This window comes from Pseudomonas sp. (assembly GCF_050739775.1).
Classification (GTDB): domain Bacteria; phylum Pseudomonadota; class Gammaproteobacteria; order Pseudomonadales; family Pseudomonadaceae; genus Aquipseudomonas.
On the sequence record NZ_JBOICA010000027.1, the window covers coordinates 43272 to 63294 of the forward strand.

18 protein-coding genes are annotated in these 20023 nt (G+C 61.4%); 11 read left to right on the top strand and 7 right to left on the bottom strand.

Features of this window, described 5'->3' with window-relative positions:
• The first annotated feature begins 26 nt into the window (after positions 1 to 26).
• From ACRESH_RS15555 to ACRESH_RS15585, 7 genes are all read left to right on the top strand, one after another.
• Complete coding sequence (locus ACRESH_RS15555) at positions 27 to 1118, top strand: tartrate dehydrogenase (protein WP_431742841.1); 1092 nt, start codon at positions 27 to 29, stop codon at positions 1116 to 1118.
• A gap of 196 nt (positions 1119 to 1314) precedes the next feature.
• Positions 1315 to 2916: a BCCT family transporter gene (locus ACRESH_RS15560; RefSeq protein WP_431742842.1), complete on the top strand. Its 1602-nt coding sequence runs from the start codon at positions 1315 to 1317 to the stop codon at positions 2914 to 2916.
• A 126-nt stretch (positions 2917 to 3042) separates the two neighbouring features.
• Positions 3043 to 4164, top strand: a complete 1122-nt coding sequence (locus tag ACRESH_RS15565; protein WP_431742843.1) for an aromatic ring-hydroxylating oxygenase subunit alpha — start codon at positions 3043 to 3045, stop codon at positions 4162 to 4164.
• Between the two features lie 51 nt (positions 4165 to 4215).
• Positions 4216 to 5664: an NAD-dependent succinate-semialdehyde dehydrogenase gene (locus ACRESH_RS15570; protein WP_431742844.1), complete on the top strand. Its 1449-nt coding sequence runs from the start codon at positions 4216 to 4218 to the stop codon at positions 5662 to 5664.
• 62 nt (positions 5665 to 5726) lie between these two features.
• Positions 5727 to 6698, top strand: coding sequence for a PDR/VanB family oxidoreductase (locus ACRESH_RS15575; RefSeq protein WP_431742845.1), 972 nt, complete (start codon positions 5727 to 5729; stop codon positions 6696 to 6698).
• A gap of 155 nt (positions 6699 to 6853) precedes the next feature.
• Positions 6854 to 7936, top strand: a complete 1083-nt coding sequence (locus ACRESH_RS15580) for a PAS domain-containing protein (protein WP_431742846.1) — start codon at positions 6854 to 6856, stop codon at positions 7934 to 7936.
• Positions 7937 to 7966: 30 nt separating this feature from the next.
• Positions 7967 to 8665 carry a YoaK family protein gene (locus ACRESH_RS15585; RefSeq protein WP_431742847.1) on the top strand — a complete coding sequence of 233 codons (699 nt, stop codon included), beginning with the start codon at positions 7967 to 7969 and terminating at the stop codon, positions 8663 to 8665.
• A gap of 3 nt (positions 8666 to 8668) precedes the next feature.
• Here the strand turns inward: ACRESH_RS15585 and ACRESH_RS15590 are convergent, their stop codons facing one another.
• Genes ACRESH_RS15590 through ACRESH_RS15605 form a run of 4 tightly spaced genes read right to left on the bottom strand, consistent with a single transcriptional unit; the run spans position 8669 to position 11506 of the window.
• Positions 8669 to 9019, bottom strand: a complete 351-nt coding sequence (locus ACRESH_RS15590; protein ID WP_431742848.1) for a hypothetical protein — start codon at positions 9017 to 9019, stop codon at positions 8669 to 8671.
• Positions 9020 to 9079: 60 nt separating this feature from the next.
• Positions 9080 to 9901 (bottom strand): methyltransferase domain-containing protein, encoded by an 822-nt coding sequence (locus ACRESH_RS15595; protein ID WP_431742849.1) that lies wholly within the window; start codon positions 9899 to 9901, stop codon positions 9080 to 9082.
• Between the two features lie 22 nt (positions 9902 to 9923).
• Positions 9924 to 10289, bottom strand: coding sequence for a hypothetical protein (locus ACRESH_RS15600; protein WP_431742850.1), 366 nt, complete (start codon positions 10287 to 10289; stop codon positions 9924 to 9926).
• A 26-nt stretch (positions 10290 to 10315) separates the two neighbouring features.
• Positions 10316 to 11506, bottom strand: a complete 1191-nt coding sequence (locus ACRESH_RS15605) for an NAD(P)/FAD-dependent oxidoreductase (protein ID WP_431742851.1) — start codon at positions 11504 to 11506, stop codon at positions 10316 to 10318.
• 295 nt (positions 11507 to 11801) lie between these two features.
• Between ACRESH_RS15605 and ACRESH_RS15610 the strand changes: the two genes are divergently transcribed.
• The gene (locus ACRESH_RS15610) at positions 11802 to 13631 is read left to right on the top strand and encodes an SLC13 family permease (protein ID WP_431742852.1); all 1830 of its coding nucleotides are present in this window, start codon (positions 11802 to 11804) and stop codon (positions 13629 to 13631) included.
• Here the strand turns inward: ACRESH_RS15610 and ACRESH_RS15615 are convergent.
• Positions 13603 to 14310: a DUF3313 domain-containing protein gene (locus ACRESH_RS15615; RefSeq protein WP_431742853.1), complete on the bottom strand. Its 708-nt coding sequence runs from the start codon at positions 14308 to 14310 to the stop codon at positions 13603 to 13605. The two genes, ACRESH_RS15610 and ACRESH_RS15615, sit on opposite strands and share 29 nt — an antisense overlap.
• A complete protein-coding gene (locus ACRESH_RS15620; protein WP_431742854.1) occupies positions 14303 to 14626 on the bottom strand; it encodes a hypothetical protein in 324 nt (107 codons plus the stop codon). Before ACRESH_RS15620 ends, ACRESH_RS15615 begins: the two co-directional genes overlap by 8 nt.
• Positions 14627 to 14790: 164 nt before the next feature.
• Between ACRESH_RS15620 and ACRESH_RS15625 the strand changes: the two genes are divergently transcribed.
• The 3 genes from ACRESH_RS15625 (at position 14791) to ACRESH_RS15635 (ending at position 17289) form a co-directional block, all read left to right on the top strand.
• Entirely contained in the window at positions 14791 to 15501 is a 711-nt protein-coding gene (locus ACRESH_RS15625) for a response regulator (RefSeq protein WP_431742855.1), read from the top strand.
• Complete coding sequence (locus ACRESH_RS15630) at positions 15498 to 16838, top strand: sensor histidine kinase (RefSeq protein WP_431742856.1); 1341 nt, start codon at positions 15498 to 15500, stop codon at positions 16836 to 16838. Before ACRESH_RS15625 ends, ACRESH_RS15630 begins: the two co-directional genes overlap by 4 nt.
• A gap of 202 nt (positions 16839 to 17040) precedes the next feature.
• Positions 17041 to 17289, top strand: a complete 249-nt coding sequence (locus ACRESH_RS15635) for a hypothetical protein (RefSeq protein ID WP_431742857.1) — start codon at positions 17041 to 17043, stop codon at positions 17287 to 17289.
• A gap of 6 nt (positions 17290 to 17295) precedes the next feature.
• On the opposite strand, the gene ACRESH_RS15640 is transcribed toward ACRESH_RS15635, so the two are convergent.
• Positions 17296 to 19524: a TonB-dependent hemoglobin/transferrin/lactoferrin family receptor gene (locus ACRESH_RS15640; protein ID WP_431742858.1), complete on the bottom strand. Its 2229-nt coding sequence runs from the start codon at positions 19522 to 19524 to the stop codon at positions 17296 to 17298.
• Positions 19525 to 20023: the final 499 nt, after the last annotated feature.

Genomic DNA, 20023 nt, shown 5'->3' on the forward strand with positions numbered 1-20023 from the left:
GTTCCCTAGACAACGAGTGCGCCCCCATGAGCAAGACTTTCAGAATCGCCGCTATCCCTGGTGACGGCATCGGCATCGAAGTTCTCCCCGAAGGTATCCGCGTGGTCGAGGCCGCTGCGCGCAAGCATGGCCTGGACATCAGCTTCGAATTCTTCGAGTGGGCCAGCTGCGATTATTACCTGGCCCACGGCAAGATGATGCCGGATGACTGGTTCGAGCAATTGAAGGGCTTCGACGCCCTGTACTTCGGTGCGGTCGGCTGGCCAGACAAGGTCCCGGACCACATCTCGCTGTGGGGCTCGCTGCTCAAGTTCCGCCGCGACTTCGACCAGTACGTCAACATTCGCCCTGTCCGCCTGTTCCCTGGCGTGCCCTGCCCGCTGGCCGGCCGCGAGCCGGGCGACATCGACTTCGTGGTGATCCGCGAGAACACCGAAGGCGAATATTCGTCCCTGGGCGGGCGCATGTTCGAAGGCACCGAAAACGAGTTCGTCCTGCAGGAATCGGTGTTCACCCGCCGCGGTGTCGACCGCATCCTCAAGTACGCCTTCGACGTGGCCCAGACCCGCGAGCGCAAACACGTTACCTCGGCGACCAAGTCCAACGGCATGGCCGTGAGCATGCCCTACTGGGACGAGCGCACCGCCGCCATGGCTGCCAATTATCCGGAAATCAGTTGGGACAAGCAGCACATTGATATCCTCTGCGCCCGCTTCGTGCTGCAGCCGGATCGCTTCGACGTGGTAGTGGCTTCGAACCTGTTCGGCGACATCCTCTCCGACCTCGGCCCGGCCTGCGCCGGCACCATTGGCATTGCGCCATCGGCCAACCTCAACCCTGAGCGCAAGTTCCCGTCGCTGTTCGAACCGGTGCACGGCTCGGCCCCGGACATCTTCGGCAAGAACATCGCCAACCCGATCGCGATGATCTGGTCCGGCGCGCTGATGCTTGAGTTCCTCGGCAACGACGGCGCCGACCCGCGCTACCGCGCCGCCCACGACGACATTCTCAAGGCCATCGAGCAGGTCATCGCCGCCGGTGAAACCACCCGCGACATGGGTGGGCAGAAGTCCACCCAGCAGGTTGGCAAGGCGATCACTGCACTGATCGAAGGTTGATAGGACGGGGCCGATTGTCTGAATTGTCAGACAAGACGGCCCTTTTCCTCTTGCGAGTGGCGCAGATTGCATGCAGAATCTGTTAACCAAAAGATTTACGTTAACCTTTAGTTAACAACCAAGGAAGGAGCGCTACCGCAACACCCCGGAATGCCTACCGGGTATAGATAAGTACGCCAACGTCCAGGAGACGATGATGTCGCACAAAAATAAAAAGATTGATGTGTTCCTGATATCCGTGAGTTTGATTGCCGTGCTGCTCACCGTGATAGGCCTTGCAGCCTTCCCCGCCGAAGCTGAAAGCGCTGCCAACCAGTTGTTCGAACTGTCCACCCGCACCTTCGGCACAAGTGTCCAGGTACTGGTGTTCGCCAGCTCCCTGGCCGTGCTGTACCTGGCCTTCAGCAAATACGGCAATATCCGTTTGGGCAGTGGTAAACCCGAGTACGCCACGGCGACCTGGGTGTTCATGTTCATCTGCGCCGGCATGGGGTCTTCGACCCTCTACTGGGGCGTCATGGAGTGGGCCTACTACTACCAGACCCCAGGCCTGAACATCGCCGCAGCCACCCCCAAAGCCCTTGAGTACAGCATCAGCTACTCGTTCTTCCACTGGGGCGTCAGCGCCTGGTCGATCTATGCCCTGGCCTCGCTGGCCATGGCCTATCACTTCCATGTGCGCAAGAAGAGCGGCCTGAACCTGGCTTCGATCGTCGAAGCAGTGACCGGCTTCAAGGCCACCGGGCCGGTTGGCCGTAGCGTCGACCTGATCTTCCTGCTGACCATGATGGGCGCTCTGACCGTTTCGCTGGCCCTCACCGCCTCGACCCTGACCCGCGGCCTGCATGACCTCACCGGTACCCCGGACACCTTCACCGTGCAGTTGATGGTGATCGGCGCCGTGGCGGTGATGTTCTCGCTCAGCTCCTATATCGGTATCGATGGCGGCTTGCAGCGCCTGAGCAAGATGGTTTGCATCGGCGCCCTGGTGTTTGCCGGCGTGGTGCTGCTGGTCGGCCCGACCCAGTTCACCATCAACAACACCGCCAACTCCATTGGCCTGATGATCCAGAACTATGTGCACATGAGCCTGTTCACCGACCCGGCTGGCGACGGTGCCTTCACCCGTAACTGGACGGTGTTCTACTGGCTCTGGTGGGTGTCCTACGCACCGGGCGTAGCGATGTTCGTCACCCGCGTTTCGCGTGGCCGGCAGATCAAGGAAGTGGTCATGGCCCTGCTGCTCGGTGGCAGCTTCGGGTGCTGGTTCTTCTTTGGCGCCCTGGAAAGTTACAGCATGCACCAGTTCATCACCGGTGCCGTGGACGTGCCGAAAATGCTCAGCGAACAAGGCGGCGAATCGGCGGTGACCCACCTGTTGCTCGCCCTGCCGTGGGGCCAGGTGTTCCTTGGCGTCTACCTGTTCATCATGGCGATCTTCTGTGCCTCGCACATGGACGCTGCAGCCTATGCGGTTGCCGCTACCAGCACCCGCAACCTGCGTGAAGGCGACGACCCGACGCCGACCCATCGCCTGTTCTGGTGTGTGGTGCTGACCCTGGTACCGCTGGCCATGCTGTTCGCCAAAGCGTCGCTGTCGACCATGAAAACTGCTGTGGTGCTAACTGCAATCCCGTTCATGGTGATCCTGCTGGTGAAGATCTACGGCTTCTTCAAATGGATGTTCGAAGACTACGCTCAGGTACCGGCCCACCTTATCGAAGAAGAAGCGGCACGCATGGCTGGGGAAGAACCCAAGTCCGTGAACGAAGCCTCGACCCCGGTTACGGCTCAATAGAACGAAACCCTCGTTAGTCCTGAGCGTCCTGCAAGGGCAGGCGCCAGGACCTTTTTTTGCCCGACCTGTTAACTAATAGATACGCGTTAACTGATAACTAAAAAACCGAGCTTGTGAGACCCGATCATGAATGACTTCAAACGCCTGCCCGCCGATTTCTGCGCCAACGCCGAAGAGGCTTTCACCATCCCTGCCAGCTTCTACACCCAGGCTGCGGTGTTCGAGCACGAGAAGGAAAACATCTTCGCACGCAGCTGGATCTGCGTCGGCCACCGCAGTGAAGTGGCAGAAAACAACGCCTACATCACCCGCGAAGTGATCGGCGAAAGCATCATCGTCGTGCGCGGTCGCGACAGCGTCCTGCGCGCCTTCTACAACGTCTGCCCGCACCGCGGCCACCAATTGCTCAGCGGCAGCGGCAAGGCCAAGAACGTCATCACCTGCCCGTACCACGCCTGGACCTTCAAGCTCGACGGCGAGCTGGCCCACGCGCGCAACTGCGACAACGTGGTGAACTTCGACAAAGAGAACTCGACCCTGGTGCAGCTGCGTGTCGAAGAGTACGCAGGCTTCATCTTCATCAATATGGACATGGAGGCCGGCTCGGTCGAAGACCAGTTGCCTGGCCTGCAAAAGCGTATGCGTGAAGCCTGTGCCGTGATCGACGACCTGCACCTGGCGGCACGCTTTGTCAGCGATACCCCGGCCAACTGGAAGTCGATCGTCGACAACTACCTCGAGTGCTACCACTGCGCCCCTGCCCACCCAGGCTTCGCCGACTCGGTGGACGTCGGCCAGTACAGCCACAACCTGCACGGCAACTGGACCCTGCAGTACGGCCTGGCCAAGCCTTCCGAGCAATCGTTCAAGTTCGACGAGAGTGTCAAAGATCCATCCTTCGCCGGTTTCTGGGCCTGGCCGTGCACCATGTTCAACGTGCCGCCAGGCGCGAACTTCATGACCGTGATCTACGAGTTCCCGGTCGACGCCGAAACCACTCTGCAGCACTACGACATCTACTTCCTCAACAAGGACATCACTGAAGAGCAGCAGAAGCTGATCGACTGGTACCGCGAAGTTTTCCGCCCGGAAGACCTGCGTCTGGTGGAAAGCGTGCAGAAGGGCCTCAAGTCCCGCGGCTACCGTGGCCAGGGCCGGATCATGGCCGACCGTGAGCGCAGCGGCATGAGCGAGCACGGCATCGCCCACTTCCACAACCTGATCGCCGTTGCCCACCTCAACGACTGATAACCACCGCCGCAGGCTGCACAGCCTGCGGCGGCTTCCGGAGTGCCTTGCGTGAAACTCAATGACAACAAGCTGTTCCGCCAGCAAGCCTACATCGCTGGGCGCTGGTGCGACGCCGATGACGGGCGCAGCCTGCAGGTGACCGACCCGGCCAATGGCGAGCTGCTGGGCAGCGTGCCGCTGATGGGCGGCGCCGAAGCGGTACGCGCCATCGAAGCCGCCGAAGCGGCCCTGAGCGACTGGCGCGCGCGTACCGCCAAAGAGCGTGCGCAGATCCTGCGCCGCTGGTTCGAACTGCTGCTCGAACACGAGCAGGACCTGGCCCGCCTGATGACCTTCGAACAAGGCAAGCCGCTGCATGAAGCCCTGGGTGAGATCCGCTATGCCGCCTCCTTCGTCGAGTGGTTCGCCGAAGAAGGCAAACGCGTCTACGGCGACGTGATCCCCAGCCCCGCCAACGACAAGCGCCTGCTGGTGATCAAGCAGGGCATCGGCGTGTGCACCGCAATTACCCCGTGGAATTTCCCGGCGGCGATGATCACCCGCAAGGTCGCCCCGGCCCTGGCGGCCGGCTGCACCATGGTGGTCAAACCGGCCAACGAAACGCCGTTCTGCGCCCTGGCGCTGGTCGAGCTTGCCGAGCGCGCGGGTGTTCCCGCTGGCGTGTTCAGCGTGGTCACCGGTGATGCCCCGGCCATTGGCGCGCAGTTCACCGGCCACCCGTCGGTGCGCAAGCTGAGCTTCACCGGTTCCACCCCGGTGGGCCGCCTGCTGATGGGTCAGTGCGCTGAAACCATCAAGAAAGTCAGCCTGGAACTGGGCGGCAACGCACCGTTCATCGTCTTCGCCGACGCCGACATCGACGCGGCAGTTGAAGGTGCGCTGATCGCCAAGTACCGCAACGCCGGACAGACCTGCGTGTGCGTCAACCGCTTCTACATCCATGACAGCGTCTACACGCAGTTCAGCGAACGCTTCGTCGAGCGCGTACGCCAGCTGGGTGTTGGACATGGCAGCACCGAGGGCACGCAGATCGGTCCGCTGATCAGCGACAAGGCCGTGGCCAAGGTCCGCAGCCTGATCGACGACGCCGTCGGCAAAGGCGCCGAACTGGTACTGGGCGGCCAGGCCCATGCCCTGGGCGGCAACTTCTTCGAGCCTACCGTGCTGGCCAATGTCGGCCCGGGCATGGAGTTGCTGGAAGAAGAAATCTTCGGCCCGGTAGCGGCGCTGGTGCGTTTCAGCAGCGACGAAGAAGTCATCGCCCTGGCCAACGCCACCCAGTACGGCCTGGCGGCCTACTTCTACAGCCGCGATATCGCCCGCGTGTTCAAGGTCGCCGAGCAGCTGGAATACGGCATGGTCGGGGTCAACACCGGGTTGATCTCCAACGAGGTCGCGCCGTTCGGTGGCATCAAACAATCGGGCCTGGGCCGTGAAGGCTCCAAGTACGGCATCGAAGATTATCTGGAAATCAAATACCTGTGCCTCGCCGTCTGAGCGGGAGCCAGGTTCCGGGACGCGGCAGGGCCTGCCGCGCGCCCCTGCAGTCGAGGTGAATCATGGCCAACAAATACGAAATGTTCAGCGTGCAGGTAACCGAAGTAGAACAGGCCACGCCGCTGATCAAGCGCTTCACCCTGGCCCGCGAAGGCGGCGCGCCAATGCCCGCCTTCACCGGTGGCAGCCATGTCATCGTGCAGATGCAGGGCGCCGACGGCAGCCAGTTCAGCAACGCCTACTCGCTGATGAGCGACCCGCGTGACACCCGCAGCTACCAGATCGGCGTGCGCCTGGAAGAGCAGTCCAAAGGTGGCTCGGCGTTCATGCACCAGCAGGTTGAAGTCGGCACCCGGCTGACCATCTCCTCGCCCAACAACCTGTTCGCCCTCGACCCCAGCGCCGGCCGCCATGTGCTGATCGCTGGCGGTATCGGCATCACCCCGTTCCTGGCGCAACTGCATGAACTCGAAGGCGGTGCTACCGACTACGAACTGCACTATGCCTTCCGCGCCCCGGAGCACGGTGCGTTCCAGGATCAGTTGGCTAGCGGGCCACATGCCGGCAACACCCATTTCTATATCGACAGCCTCGAGCGCAAGCTTGACCTGGCCGCGTTGTGCGCGGGCCTGGCTGACGATGCCCACCTGTATGTGTGCGGGCCCAAGCCGTTGATTGATGCCGTGATCGCCACTGCCGCCAAGGCCGGTATCGCCGGGCAGCGCGTACATTGGGAGCAGTTCGCCGCCGCACCGGTGACCGGTGCTGCCTTTACTGTGGTGCTGGCCCAGTCGGGCATCGAATTGCAGGTAGAAGAAGGCATGACCATTCTTCAGGCCATCGAAAAATCCAAGGCTGCCAAGGTCGAGTGCCTGTGCCGTGAAGGTGTGTGTGGCACATGCGAAACGGTGATCCTTGAAGGCGAAGCCGAACACTTTGACCAGTACCTGAGCGATGACGAAAAGGCGTCGCAGCAGAGCATGATGCTGTGTGTGTCGCGGGCGCGCTCGGCGCGGTTGGTGCTGGATCTATAAGGCTTAGCGCCGGCTCCCTCACAGCAACTCAATCCCTGTAGGAGCCGGCATTGCCGGCGATGGGCCGCGAAGCGGCCCCAAGCCTCACCGTCAACCCAAAGTTGACAGCTTAGGTATACTGGCAGGCTCTGGCTCCCGATCAGGACACCCTGCCCATGTTGGAAAACAGTTTCGCCTTCCGCCTCAAGGAACTGCTCGAGCATCACAAGCTGACCCTGCAAACAGTGGGCACGGCCCTGGGGATCTCGCGCACCGCGGTACACAAATGGACCCGCGGCGGCGAAATCGACTACGACAACCTGCGCAAGCTGGCGGACTTCCTCAAGGTCAACTGGATCTGGTTGCGCTACGGCGAAGAAGCCCTGCAGAACATCCAGCAGCCACAGGTGGTCGAGCTGCCGATGACCGACCTGCGCCGGCGCTACACCGCCGAGATCATGGAAAGCGAAACGCGCATGAAGCTGGCCCAGGAGGGCGCGCGTATCGTCACCTGGGAGTGGAACCTGATCAGCGACGAGGTCACTTACTCGCCCAACGTCGAGCAGGTTTATGGCTGGCCGGTGCATCGCAACGAAGACTTCTGGGCCCACCTGCCGGCTGAAGACATCGCGCAGATGCAGGCCATGTATGCCCAGGCGGTAGCCGACGGCAGCGGTTGCGAATGCGATTTCCGTATCACCCGTCCCGATGGCGAAGTGCGCTGGATCTCCTCCCGCGCCACGGTGGTACGCGACAGCGCCGGACGCTCGGTGAAAATGGTCGGCATCAGCATGGACAACACCGAGCGCCAGGTCGCCGAACAAGCACTGCGCAACAGCGAAGAACGTTTTCGCGCGATCTTCGAACTGGCCTGGGGCGCCCTCGCCTACATCGACCCCGACGGCAGCTGGAAGCGTGTCAATAACAGCCTGTGCGAACTGCTCGGCTACCGCGCCGAAGAACTCTACGCCATGACCTTCCAGCAAATCACCCACCCCGACGACCTGGCGGCCAACCTGCAACTGCTGCAGCGCATGCTGGCCGGCGAAACCGAGCGCTATGAGGTGGAGAAGCGAGTACGCCACAAAAGCGGCGAGTACATCTGGGTCCGCGCCCGCACCTCGCTGCAACGCCGCGACGACGGTGAGCCGGAACACCTGATCAGCGTGTTCGAAGACATCAGCGCCGAGCGCCACGAACACGAACGGCTGCAGGCACATATTGCCGGTCTTGAAGCCAGGCTGGCGCAACGCGCCTGAGTCACTCCACGTCGATTGGGAGCGTAAGGGATGCTGCCAGGTTCCTCATATTCTTCAGGCCGGTCGTTACAGGTGGCCAGGCTACGCGGCAAGGTCGGGTTGTATTTTGTCGCCGCATTGTCCGTGCTGGCCGGCATGACCGATGCCATCGGTTTTATGGCCACCGGCGATTTTGTCTCGTTCATGAGCGGCAACACCACGCGCCTGGCCGTGTCGCTGGGTGCGGGCGAGGTCGGTTTGGTACTGCGTATTGGTGCGGTGTTGCTGGCCTTCGTGCTGGGCAACGCCCTCGGCGTGGTGATCGCCCGCCTCACTGGCCGCCGACCCTGGCCGCTGCTGTCGATCATTGCTGCCCTGCTGGCCCTGGCTGGCCTGCTGCCGCTGACTTGGCAATTGCCTGCATTGGTCGCAGCCGTCACCGCCATGGGCATGATCAACGCCGTGGTCGAGGAAGTGAACGGTATGCCGATCGGCCTGACCTACGTCACCGGCGCGCTGTCGCGCTTTGGTCGCGGACTGGGTCGGGCGTTGCTGGGCGAGCGCCGCCACGGCTGGCGGGTGCAACTGATTCCCTGGACCGGGATGTTCGTCGGCGCCATTGCCGGGGTGTTGCTGGAGCAGGCCTTCGACCTGGCCGCGCTGCTGTTCAGCGCCCTGCTCGCTGCCGCGCTTGGCTTGATTTCGTTGAAAATCCCCCGGCGCTGGCAGCTCAGGTACATGCCCCGATAGCGCTTACAGGCAAGTGGCCAATGCCGCCATACGACGCAGGGCAACACTGTCGTCCTTCTTGGCGTAGTAGCTGACAGCAGTGCTGGCGCCTTGGGACCGGATATCAGCGAAGGACTCCGCTTCACGGGTGTAGACCGTGAAGCCACCCTGCTTGCCCGGCTCCAGGTAGCCACTGGCATCGACGCCGAACACCGCTTCGTCCTGCCAGCCGAACTGGATGCACTGGGCAACGCGGTCGGCAGGCTTGCTCGAGGTGAAGTTCTTGTTCGGTGCCTGAGTCCGTGCCGCTTCCATGGCCGAAGAGGCACAACCGGCCAACAGTGCTGCAGCGACCATAGCCATTACTACCCGCATGACACACCCTCATCGGAAAAAAGCCGACTGTATCATTGCCGGGCCGCCAACACCCGCGCCTCACACCGTGGCGATGATAAAGGTGCGTTTGAACGGAAACAGGGTGTGCCCGTCTTCCTCTTGCGGATAGTGGTTGTGCAGCAGCTTCAGGTACTTGCCGAGAAAGGCTTCACGCTCGACATTGTCCAGCGCGCTGAGAACCGGCCGCAGCGCCGAGACCTTGACCCAATCGAAAACCGGCGAGTTGCCTTCGATCACCTGCAGGTGCTCGGTTTCCCAGATATCCAGCTCGCGGGTGAGCGGTGCCAGCAAGCGGTAATAGCTGTCCAGCGACAGTACATTGCGCGAGGCCATGAACTTGCGCAGGGCCAGGGTGCCCAGAGGCTGGCCGCTAGGCCCGGGCTCGCTCAAGGCGCGAAGCATCAACTGATACCAAGGTGCATCCCGCCAGTTGGGCATGTGCACCGCCAGACAACCACCCGCTTGCAGTTGCGCCAGCAAGCGTGGCAGCAGGCTTTCATGGTCTTCGATAAAGTGCAGAACCGCTGCGGCAAACAGCAGGTTGGCCGGTTTTTCCGCCTGCCACTGGCTGACATCAGCGTTCAACCAGTTGGCCTCGATCGGCAAGGCTAAAGCCTCTTGCAGCATCTCGACGGAGCTGTCGACACCGAACAGTTCGGCCCGCGGCCAGCGATCGGCCAACAGCCGCGTGGCGATGCCGGTGCCACAGCCCAGGTCATAAATACACTCGGGCGCCTGCAAGGGCAGGCGCTCCAGCAGTTCAAGCACCGGCCGTTCACGCAGCCGGGCAAATTGCAGATAGCTTTTCGGGTCCCAGACAGTATTACCACCGGGCACGCTGGTGCAGGGTTTAGCGATCATCTCAGCCTTCCTTTGCGTACGATCAATCCTGGTGTCCAATGGCATTCAATACCCTGAGCACCAGGGCAAACCCGCGACGAGTTTGCGGCTCTCGTAGTAGCAACAGCAGACCATACAAGCCAGGGGGCGTGGTTTCCTTGCGGGTCTGAGCCTTGGCCAGGCGAATGGCATTGCCAAGGTTCCAGGACAAGGCCGTGGCTTGCTCGAACTGCACCGACAGCTTCTCGACCATGGCCGCATCGAGCAGGTCAACCAGATCGCAGAGCAGCGATGCCAGGTCGACCAGGTTGTCCAGGCGACCGCCATCGAGCAAAGGTTGCAGTTTGTTCAAGAAGGCCTCAAGGCCCGGGTTTTCGCCCTGCAGGGCGAGCGTATCGGTCACTTCCATGTCAGTCAGCTCCTCCCGGGGTCGGGTCACAGCATGCCTCGAGCAACGGCCCAGTACAGGCCACGGTTGAATCCATTCCTGAGCAGGCCACCGAGCTTGGTCGGCGGCGTCGGCAGCACATCGTGGCAGTAGTCGTAGGTCAATGGCATGCCGGCGTTCAGGCCCATCTGTGCAGCAGCCTGGACCTTGCCGTCATACACCGCCACGGTTGTACCCAGACGAATCTCGCCAGCAATGTTGTCGGCAATCACCGGTGCCTGGTTGTGGCAGGCGCCACCGGCCTTGCTGACAGGTAGATCGACGGTGTCACCGATCACATACACCCCCTCCAGGCCATAGACCTGCAGGGTTTCATGGTTGGTCGGCAACCAACCTTCCTGGTTTGCCGCCTGGGACGCGCCACTTTCCAGCACCACGTCCACCGCGCGAATCGGCGGCGTGGCCATGAGAATGTCGTAGGGTTGCGCATCGCCTTCTTCGGAGTAGGCAATGCGCTGGTCAGGATCGACCTTGCCGAGGGTGAAGCCGCGCTGAAACTGGATGTTCTTCTGGGCAAAGATGCTCGGCAGGATCTCGCCGGTGGGACGCTGCAAAAACAGGCAATTGCGCAGCAACTGTGCGGTAGTCGGATAGGTGTAGACGATCTCGACCTTGTCACGCACACCGCGGCGGCGCAGATAGTCATCGAGCATCAGGGTGGTTTCCACCGGCGCGATACCACACTGATGGGGCACGTTTGGGGTTTGCGGAAAGGACACGGTGATGAAGATCCGCCCCTTCTCGATACTGGCCAGACGCCGGGCCAGCTGACGCGCCGGCTCGTACTGGTAGAAGTGATCACCGCCCTGCTGCAGCCCTTCGATGCGCTCGGGGGCCGGTACGCAACCGGTGGCGATCACCAGAAAGTCGTAACCGAAGCGCTTGCCGGAACGGGTGTGCAGGGTCTGCCCGGCGAAGTCGAAGCGGGTGACTTCCTGCACCTGAAAGTCGATTTCCGGGCGCAACAACGAACGTTCGGGGCGCTTCAATTCTTCCTGGAAGAACTGGTTGAAGGCCACGTACATGAACGCCGGTTTGTAGTAATGATCAGGAGAACTGGACAACAGCGTGATGCGCACCTGATCGCGCAGAATCTCTGGATAGAGTTTGCCGACCAGTTGGTTGGCAAGCATAGTGCCGCCGACCCCGCCGCCGACGATGAGAATATGTTTTGCCATGAGTACGCTTCCTTGCGAGTAAACCCTGCCTCTTCGCGGGTTATAGTCAAAGAAGCCGCAGTGCTACGCCAATAACCCTTGGCTATATAAGTTAATTCCTTTGCATTGAATTTCGCCGAAGATGCCTCCTGATGTCCCCTGATAGCGTCATGTGCGCAAGATTCAGTACCCTGGTATCCACGACGTCGACCGCGTTGCGCTCGATCGCGGGACAAACCCGCCCACAGGGTGCAAATCAATGATCCGCTCTGAACTTTCTGCCAAACTTCCCGCCTTCAAGGATCAGGAAGATTGCATGAACCACGAATTGCTCTGGGTGCTTGGCCTGCTGTTTACCAGCGTGGTCCTGTTCATCGCCAACCGACCGCGCATGGATGTGGTCGCCCTACTGGTGATCGTGGCGTTACCGCTGACCGGTATTCTCAGCGTCCAGGAAGCCCTGGCCGGATTCAGTGACCCCAACGTGGTGCTGATTGCCGCGCTGTTCGTGGTCGGTGAAGGGCTGGTGCGCACCGGCATTGCCTACCGTATCGGCGAGTGGATGGCCGACCGCGCTGGCAACAGCGAGGTGCGCTTGCTGGTGCTGTTGATGGTCTGCGTGGCCGGACTGGGTTCGGTGATGAGCTCCACCGGGGTGGTGGCCATTTTCATTCCGGTGGTGCTGAGCATTGCCGCGCGCATGAAAGTATCGCCCAGCCGCTTGATGATGCCGCTGAGTTTTGCCGGCTTGATCAGCGGCATGCTCAGCCTGGTGGCGACACCGCCCAACGTGGTGGTGCACAGTGAACTGGTGCGCCACGGCGAAGCCGGTTTCAGCTTTTTCAGCTTTACCCCATTCGGTCTGGTAATCCTCGCGCTCGGTGTCGGCTACATGCTGCTGACCCGTCACTGGCTCAGCGGTGAAGTGCGCAAGGACGGCAGCCCGCAGACCCGCCGCACCCTGCTCGACCTGATCATCGACTACAAGCTGGCCGGTCGCGAACGCCGCCTGCGGGTGCGTCCGGACTCGCCCTTGATCGGTCACAGCCTCAGCGAACTGAAGTTGCGTACCGTGCATGGCGCCAACGTGGTCGGCATCGAGCGTCAGCACAAGTTCACCACCCGGGTCATCAGCCCCGACTCCAGCACCACGGTGCATGAAGGCGATGTGCTGTTGCTCGATCTGTTCGCCCCGCGTGACGATCTGCGCAGCCTGTGCCAGAGCATGAAACTCGAACCGCTGCACTTCAAGGCCGCCTATTTCATCGATCAGTCCCATGCCGTGGGCATGGCCGAAGTGGCGGTGGTACCCGGCTCGCAACTGATCGGCAAAAGCGTGCTGGAGCTGAACTTCCGCAGCCGCTGGGACCTTAACGTCGTCGGTCTGCGACGCGGCCAGAGCGCGATTGAAGAACAATTGGTGGAAGAAAAGCTCAAGCTCGGCGACACCCTGTTGGTGATCGGCCCGTGGAAGTCGGTGCGCCAGTTGCAGGCCCAGTCCAAGGACTTTCTGGTGTTGAGCCTGCCAGCGGAAGTCGACAATGTCGCCCCTGCCCTGAACCAGGCGCCCTATGCCCTGATCAGCCTGGCGGTGATGGCCGGCCTGATGATCAGCGGCGTGATGCCCAATGTCATCGCCGCGCTGATCGCCTGCCTGCTGATGGGCGCCGGGCGCTGCATCGACATGAACAGCGCCTACCGCGCGATCCACTGGCAGAGCCTGGTGCTGATCGTCGGCATGCTGCCGTTTGCCCTGGCCTTGCAGAAAACCGGCGGGATCGCGATTGCGGTGAATGTGTTGGTGCAGTTGCTCGGGGACGCCGGGCCTTATCTGATTCTCGCCTGCCTGTTCGCCATCACTGCGATCATCGGCTTGTTCATTTCCAACACCGCTACAGCGGTACTGATGGCCCCGGTGGCGATCAGTACCGCTGAACAGTTGGGCGTCTCGCCCTACCCCTTCGCCATGATCGTCGCCCTGGCGGCTTCGGCTGCATTCATGACGCCGGTTTCGTCACCGGTCAATACCCTGGTGCTCGGCCCCGGACAGTATCGCTTTGCCGACTTCGTCAAAATCGGTGTGCCCTTCACCTTGCTGGTGATGGTCGTCAGCGTATTCATGGTACCGTGGATTTTTGCCCTGTAAGCGCGGCGGCGTTTTGCTGCCTGAGGGCTACGGCGGCGTTGCGCCAATCCTGCGCCCAACCATCGAGCACCATCTTGAGGTTTTCGGCGCTCATCACCTGATCGTCGTTCTCCAGCGGCAGGCCGGTGCCCTTGCGCACGACTTCGGCAACCACAGCACGACTGCCGCCATCGAGGAAGGCCGCTTCGGTGGCGATCACACTGTCCAGGTCGCGGATACCGACGGCACTGCTGACGCCGGCGACCACCAGGGTCACTGGCAGGTACTCATAGAAGTGCAGTGACTGGGTATGAGCGTCGACCGAGGTGATTGCCGGGCGGATGATCAGGGTGTTTGGCCCTGGTTGCTCGACCAGCGTCAGCACCTTGCCAAGCTCACGCTTGAGTGCCGCATCGTAGTAGGTGGTCACCGCCTTCAAGGTCGGCTCGGGGATACGCGTGCTGGGCTTGGGCTGCGGGTAGAACCGGCTTGGCGCTATATACACCTGGCTGTATCGTTCCATGCGCAGTTTCGGGCTGAGCCAACGCAGCACGGACTCACCCGATGCGGTCTTGTGCTCGCTCAATTGATCGTAGTTGCGCAGGAAGCCGGAATACTCCTTGGGTGATACCTTGTTCTGGCTGCAGCCGACCATCAGCAGCGACAGGCACAGTACTGGCGCGAGTACCTGTTTACGCATGGCGAGTGCTCCCGGCCTGCTGACCGATGGCCCTGGGCACAGTGCCGGAACGATCGACATGCAATTGACCGTTAGCCATGATCCAGTGCACCAGCTCGGCCAGTGGTACCTTGTAGCTATATTCCATCCATTGACTGGTGCTGGGGCTGTAACGCTCAAAGTAATGGCTCAGAATCATCTGCGTACCTTCACTGCAAAGCCCCAGGCGTGAGTCCTGGTAGCTGAGCAATGCGTTGCGCCACAGATCCTGGGTACGCAGGTCGAGGGTCAGGGATTGGCTGCAGTCGAGGCCGTCGATTGGAGGGTGTGCCGGCATGGAATATTCCCTTGGTTTGGACTGCACACAGGATCGCCCAGGGCCTTTGCTGGCTGATGTCCGCTTTGTGTCGCGGCTGCAGCTTTATTGCATGATTGAAATATATGACCGGCGTAGCAGAATGGTTTTAGATACGCACTTTTCACGCCCCACTGGACCCCAACGTGAGCAGACTGCTGATCGTCGATGACGACGTGGAAATTTGTGCCCTGCTGAAGAAGTTCTTTGTCATGCATGGCTACGAGGTCGACCTGGCCGCCAACGGCACGGCGATGTGGGCGGCTATCGAAAAACAACGCCCGGACACCATCATTCTCGACCTGATGCTGCCCGGCGAAAGCGGTCTGAACCTGTGCCAGAAGCTGCGCAGCAGCACCGGTATCCCGATCATCATGCTCACCGCCATGGACGAGCTGAGCGACCGCATTGTCGGCCTGGAGCTGGGCGCCGATGACTATCTCGGCAAGCCCTTCGACGCGCGTGAACTCCTGGCCCGGTTGCGTGCCGTGCAGCGCCGTGCGGGCGAGCAGCTGCGAAGCCTCGGCGAAGAAACCCGGCCGCTGATCCGCTTCGACGACTGGCAGCTGGATGTAACCCGCCGCGAACTGCGCACCCCGCAAGGGGTGATGGTGCCGTTGTCGGCCGGTGAGTTCGATTTGCTCCTGGTGTTTCTTGAGCACCCGCAGCGCATCCTCACCCGCGAGCAGTTGATCGATCTGGCCCGTGGCCAGGGCCATGAGGCCTATGACCGCAGCATCGATGTGCAGGTCAGCCGCCTGCGCCGCAAGATCGAACCGGACAGCAAGCGTCCGGCGTTGATTCGTACCGTGCGCAACGGCGGCTATCTGTTCGACGCCAAGGTCAGCCGCACATGATCCGCCTGGGCCTGCATCACGACGGCATCAGCCGGCGCATCGCGCTGACCATCATTGCCGCCATGCTGATCTCGGTGGCGCTGAACATCCTGTTCGTGCAACTGGCCGGTGTCTGGGCGCGACCGCCCTTGAGTCATACCGGGTTGCTCGAACAGATCGCCGTGACCACCCGGATACTGGAGGCCGCACCCGTTGAGCAACGTGAGCAACTGGCAAACAGCGCGAGCAATCCGCTGCTGCAGGTGCATTGGAGCCCCCAACGGCAAGCACTCGCCCTGCCCGGCCCCGGCGAGCCGATAGACCCTGACGCGATACCGGAATTGCAACAACTGCTGGCCAAGCGCCCGCGCCTGCTTGAAGGTTTCCAGCCTTCCAACTGGCCCGATGGCAGCCCGGACGCGCACTACAAGCTGGTCATCCAGCTGGCCGACGGCAGCTGGCTGGCGTTCACTCCGCCCTACCGCAGCTGGGGCCTGAGTTCCGCTATGCGTTTCACCATCATTGGCATCCTGGCACTGATCGCTGCCGTGCTGGTGGCTTGGATCGGCACTCGTCAGCTGGCCGGCCCACTGCAGCGTTTCGCCCGCGCAGCGCGGCGCTTTGGCAGCGACCTGCGCGCCCCGCCGATCCGCCTGGAAGGCCCCCATGAGCTGCGCCAGGCAATCACTGCCTTCAACACCATGCAGGCGCAGATTCAGCACTTCATTGCTGAGCGAACGCAAATGCTGGCAGCCATTTCCCATGACCTGCGCGCGCCGCTGACGCGTATGCGCCTGCGTGGCGAGTTCATCGAAGATGCCGAGCAACAGCGCAAGCTGTTCCGTGATGTGGATGAAATGCAAAGCATGATAAATGCTGCGCTTGGCTTCTTTCGTGACGAAACCCACTTGGAAACCGCCACGCCTTTCGACCTGGCCGAGCTACTGCAAACTCTGGTAGATGATTACCGCGACCAGCAAATAGCCGTGGACTTCGAAGGACCGGCGAACCTGGTGTATCTAGGCCGGCCACTGGGTTTGAAACGCGCGGTAACAAACCTGATAGACAATGCCGTCAAGTATGCCCAAGCACCGGCCATTCGCCTGAGTAGCAACGCCCACAGCCTGCTCATCGAAGTGCGTGATCACGGCCCCGGGATCCCGGATGCGGCGTTGGAGGAGGTGTTTGTGCCGTTCTTCCGCCTGGAGAACTCGCGCAATCGCGACACCGGTGGCGTCGGCCTGGGCTTGCCGTCGGCGCGTACGGCGATTCGTGAACAAGGCGGCGAGTTGACCTTACGCAACCTGCCTGGCGGCGGTTTGCTGGCGTGCATCGAGTTGCCACGTGTCAATGACTGAGCGCAACTGCCGTTAACGTCCACTTAACGGCAGCCCCCTACATTAGGGTTTCTTCCCTTCAGAACGTCGTTTTGGCTCACCCCGTGTGAGCCTTTTTTTGCCTGTGAATTTCACTGCCGCCATCGACCATTCGGAAACAAAAAACCGAACTGATGGTCTGAACCTGTACCCTCCCAACCGCTGTGCGGATCAAGGAACCACAGTGCTGAAACATCTGACCCGATTCGCCGTGATCACCACGCTACTGGCCACCGCCGGCTGCTACTACCATGATTACGACCGCGACGATCATCGCTGGGATCGCGATCATCGCTACTCCCGCGATTGGGACGACGACCGCGATGACCGCGACCACCGCAAGTACAACAAACGCTATCGCGACGATGACCATTATCGTTATTACGACAACGACCGCCGTCGCGACCGGGATGATGACGACGATGACGATTGATCGTTATCAGATTTCCCAGATCACGTTGACTGCCGCATAGCGCCCTGGCTGGGTCAAACGGCCCAGGCCCGCGGCCTCTTCATCGCGGCCCTGGACGTCGCCCCAGTTCCAGTACTTCTTGTCAGTGACGTTGAACAAGCCGCCATTGATCGACACTTGCTCGGTCACCTGCCACCAGGCGTTGAGGTCGAGTACGCCGTAGCCTGGGGTTTCGAACTGACGGTCGATCAGCAAGTCTGCATCGCCAGTGTGGTCGACGCGGTCCTTGGCTTGCACCAGGGCCCAGGTCAACTGCCCGCCATAGATACCACTCGGGGCATCGTAACCCAGGCCAATGACTGCCTTGAGCGGATCGACACTATTGAGCGCCTGCCCTGTCTCTTCATCCTTGCCACGGGCATAGGCAATCGAACCCAGGGCACGGGTACCTGCGGGCATGAAGGCATCGAGCTTGATATCACCTTTGGCTTCGGCGCCGCGGATGGTGACCTTGCCCAGGTTGCGTGACTGGAAGGTCAACAAACCGGTGCCATTGGGATCAGGCACGGTGTCGGTGGCAATGAAATCCTTGTACTTGTTGTAGAACAACGCGACACCGAAGCTGCCCAGGTCATAGCGACCACGCAAGCCGAATTCGTAGCTGTCGCTGGTCTCTGGTTTGAGGTCCGGGTTGCCAATCTGCTGGTAACCGAACTGCGGGTTACTGAACTCACCGTACATGTTCACCGGGCTCGGCGCACGGAAGCCGGCAGCGTATTGCCCGTAGACGCTCTCATGCTCGGTCAGCTGATAGGTGACGGCGAATTTTGGCGAGATGTGATCGTCGGTGATGCGTGACGGATCGGTTTCAGCCGGCAGCCCGTTGAGGAATTCGTCGGTCACATGCGGGGTCTGACGGTAATAGTCGTAACGCAAGCCCGGCAGCAGGGTCCAGCGGCCGATCTCGATGCTGTCCTGAACGAACAGGCCCAGTGACTCGCTGGTCGGGTCCGGGAAATCGCTGACCGGGAAGTTCTCGCTGGCCGGCACGGTAGCGCCGGTGTCCAGGCGAATCTCCTTGCCCTTGCGCAGGTTGCTGGCCTCGATGCGTTTGAGCTCGGCACCGTAGATCATGTGATGACGGGTGTCGCCGACAGCGAACTGCTTGTCCGCCTGGGTGTTCAGGCTCCACAGGCGCTCATCATATTGCGAGTCTCGTGTACGCACGCGATTGACCCTCGAAACGGTCTGGCGCTGTTGCAGGGTTTTCTGCTTGTTACTGCTTTCCTGGTAGTTGAGCTGCCACTTCAACCGGTCGGCCAGCAGGCTGTCCAGGCTCAGGGTGTGCTCAAGGCTGTAGCGGTCACGGTCAATGCTGTCCTTCGATTGCGAACCGAGGATGGCCGGGTTGGTGAGGGTCGCCCGTGAAGTGATGTCGCTCAGCAGGTTGCTGTTGGCCTCGTCCTGATAGCGCTCGTAAGTGAACTGCAGGCGGTCGCCGTCGGCATAGTCCCAGCCCAGTTTCGCCAGCAGGCTCTCGGTGGTGTAGTCGAGCGGGTTGGCTTCTTCACGCGAGCTGCCGCCCCCACCGCTGCCGCCCCAGGTGTCGGTGGACTGACCGTCACGACGGCCCAGGTGCAGCAAGCCGTCAACCGTGCCAGTGCGCCCGGCGAAAGTAGCGCTACGCTGCCAGCTGTCATCGCTGCCGTCATAGCCGGTCTTGAAACGGGCATAGGTATCGTCGCCCTCTTCGAGGTAGTCGCCGGCATCCTTGGTCAGGAAGCTGACCGCACCACCAATGGCGTCGCTGCCGTATAGCGAAGACGCCGGGCCGCGGATGATTTCCACCTGCTTGATGGTGTCGAGGTCAACGTAGTTGCTGCGCACGTCCTGGAACGGGCTGAAGAAGTTGCTTTGCGCAACCCGTACGCCATCGACCTGGGTCAGCACGCGGTTGCCGTCGATACCACGGATGTTGGCACCCGACAGCCCGAAGCGATTGCCGGTGCCGCTGACCGAAACGCCCGGCTCGTAGCGCACCAGGTCCTTGAGGTTCTTGTCGTTGTGCTGATCGATTTCACCTTCGTTGTGTACCGAGACCGTGCTGGGCACCTGCAGCAAGGTTTGCTCGGTGCGCGTAGCAGTCACGCTGACGGTATCGAACTGGGTAACGGGCTCGGCAGCCAGGGCCAGCGATGGCGAAATCAGCAGCAAGGCAAGCCAGGGACGCTGGGGAAATGGCGGGCGGATCGACATCTAACTTGACTCCTGATGGTCAGGCCGCGGTACTTGCAGGCCGGCCTTCGGACGCTCCTGCCTTAACCGTCGGGGCTGACGGGGATAGGTTTGATTTTGTTATGCGCTCGGCAATTGGCCCCTTTCTGTGAAGAGTTGGTCACTGAAAAACGCTCCATTGGCAGCGGCGGCGACGATAACCAGCTTGACTTACAAATGCAAATTATTACCATGCGCATTATCACTAGATGAAAGCTAGGCCTGCATGAAGCACACTTGGGGCTACTTGGTGTTGTCGGTTGCGCTGCATGTGAGCGCAGGCTGGCTGCTGCACACGCTACGGGCAGAGCCCGAGCCAATGACGTGGCAAGCACCGATGGCTATTCAACTGGTCGGCCTTGCTGCAGCCGCTGAGCCCTTGCCACCACGGCCGGCTCTCGCGCAACCGGCGCAGCGTCAAGCCGTCGCTCCCCCGGCGGCAAGAACGCCAATAGCAGCGCAGCATGCGCCCACAGCAGCC

What these genes read in the sequence shown, in the direction of transcription:
- ACRESH_RS15555 (WP_431742841.1), top strand. Translation starts at nt 27, where the DNA reads ATGAGCAAGACTTTCAGAATCGCCGCTATCCCTGGTGACGGCATCGGC.
- ACRESH_RS15560 (WP_431742842.1), top strand. Translation starts at nt 1,315, where the DNA reads ATGTCGCACAAAAATAAAAAGATTGATGTGTTCCTGATATCCGTGAGT.
- ACRESH_RS15565 (WP_431742843.1), top strand. Translation starts at nt 3,043, where the DNA reads ATGAATGACTTCAAACGCCTGCCCGCCGATTTCTGCGCCAACGCCGAA.
- ACRESH_RS15575 (WP_431742845.1), top strand. Translation starts at nt 5,727, where the DNA reads ATGGCCAACAAATACGAAATGTTCAGCGTGCAGGTAACCGAAGTAGAA.
- ACRESH_RS15580 (WP_431742846.1), top strand. Translation starts at nt 6,854, where the DNA reads ATGTTGGAAAACAGTTTCGCCTTCCGCCTCAAGGAACTGCTCGAGCAT.
- ACRESH_RS15585 (WP_431742847.1), top strand. Translation starts at nt 7,967, where the DNA reads ATGCTGCCAGGTTCCTCATATTCTTCAGGCCGGTCGTTACAGGTGGCC.
- ACRESH_RS15590 (WP_431742848.1), bottom strand. Translation starts at nt 9,019, where the DNA reads ATGCGGGTAGTAATGGCTATGGTCGCTGCAGCACTGTTGGCCGGTTGT.
- ACRESH_RS15595 (WP_431742849.1), bottom strand. Translation starts at nt 9,901, where the DNA reads ATGATCGCTAAACCCTGCACCAGCGTGCCCGGTGGTAATACTGTCTGG.
- ACRESH_RS15600 (WP_431742850.1), bottom strand. Translation starts at nt 10,289, where the DNA reads ATGGAAGTGACCGATACGCTCGCCCTGCAGGGCGAAAACCCGGGCCTT.
- ACRESH_RS15605 (WP_431742851.1), bottom strand. Translation starts at nt 11,506, where the DNA reads ATGGCAAAACATATTCTCATCGTCGGCGGCGGGGTCGGCGGCACTATG.
- ACRESH_RS15610 (WP_431742852.1), top strand. Translation starts at nt 11,802, where the DNA reads ATGAACCACGAATTGCTCTGGGTGCTTGGCCTGCTGTTTACCAGCGTG.
- ACRESH_RS15615 (WP_431742853.1), bottom strand. Translation starts at nt 14,310, where the DNA reads ATGCGTAAACAGGTACTCGCGCCAGTACTGTGCCTGTCGCTGCTGATG.
- ACRESH_RS15620 (WP_431742854.1), bottom strand. Translation starts at nt 14,626, where the DNA reads ATGCCGGCACACCCTCCAATCGACGGCCTCGACTGCAGCCAATCCCTG.
- ACRESH_RS15630 (WP_431742856.1), top strand. Translation starts at nt 15,498, where the DNA reads ATGATCCGCCTGGGCCTGCATCACGACGGCATCAGCCGGCGCATCGCG.
- ACRESH_RS15640 (WP_431742858.1), bottom strand. Translation starts at nt 19,524, where the DNA reads ATGTCGATCCGCCCGCCATTTCCCCAGCGTCCCTGGCTTGCCTTGCTG.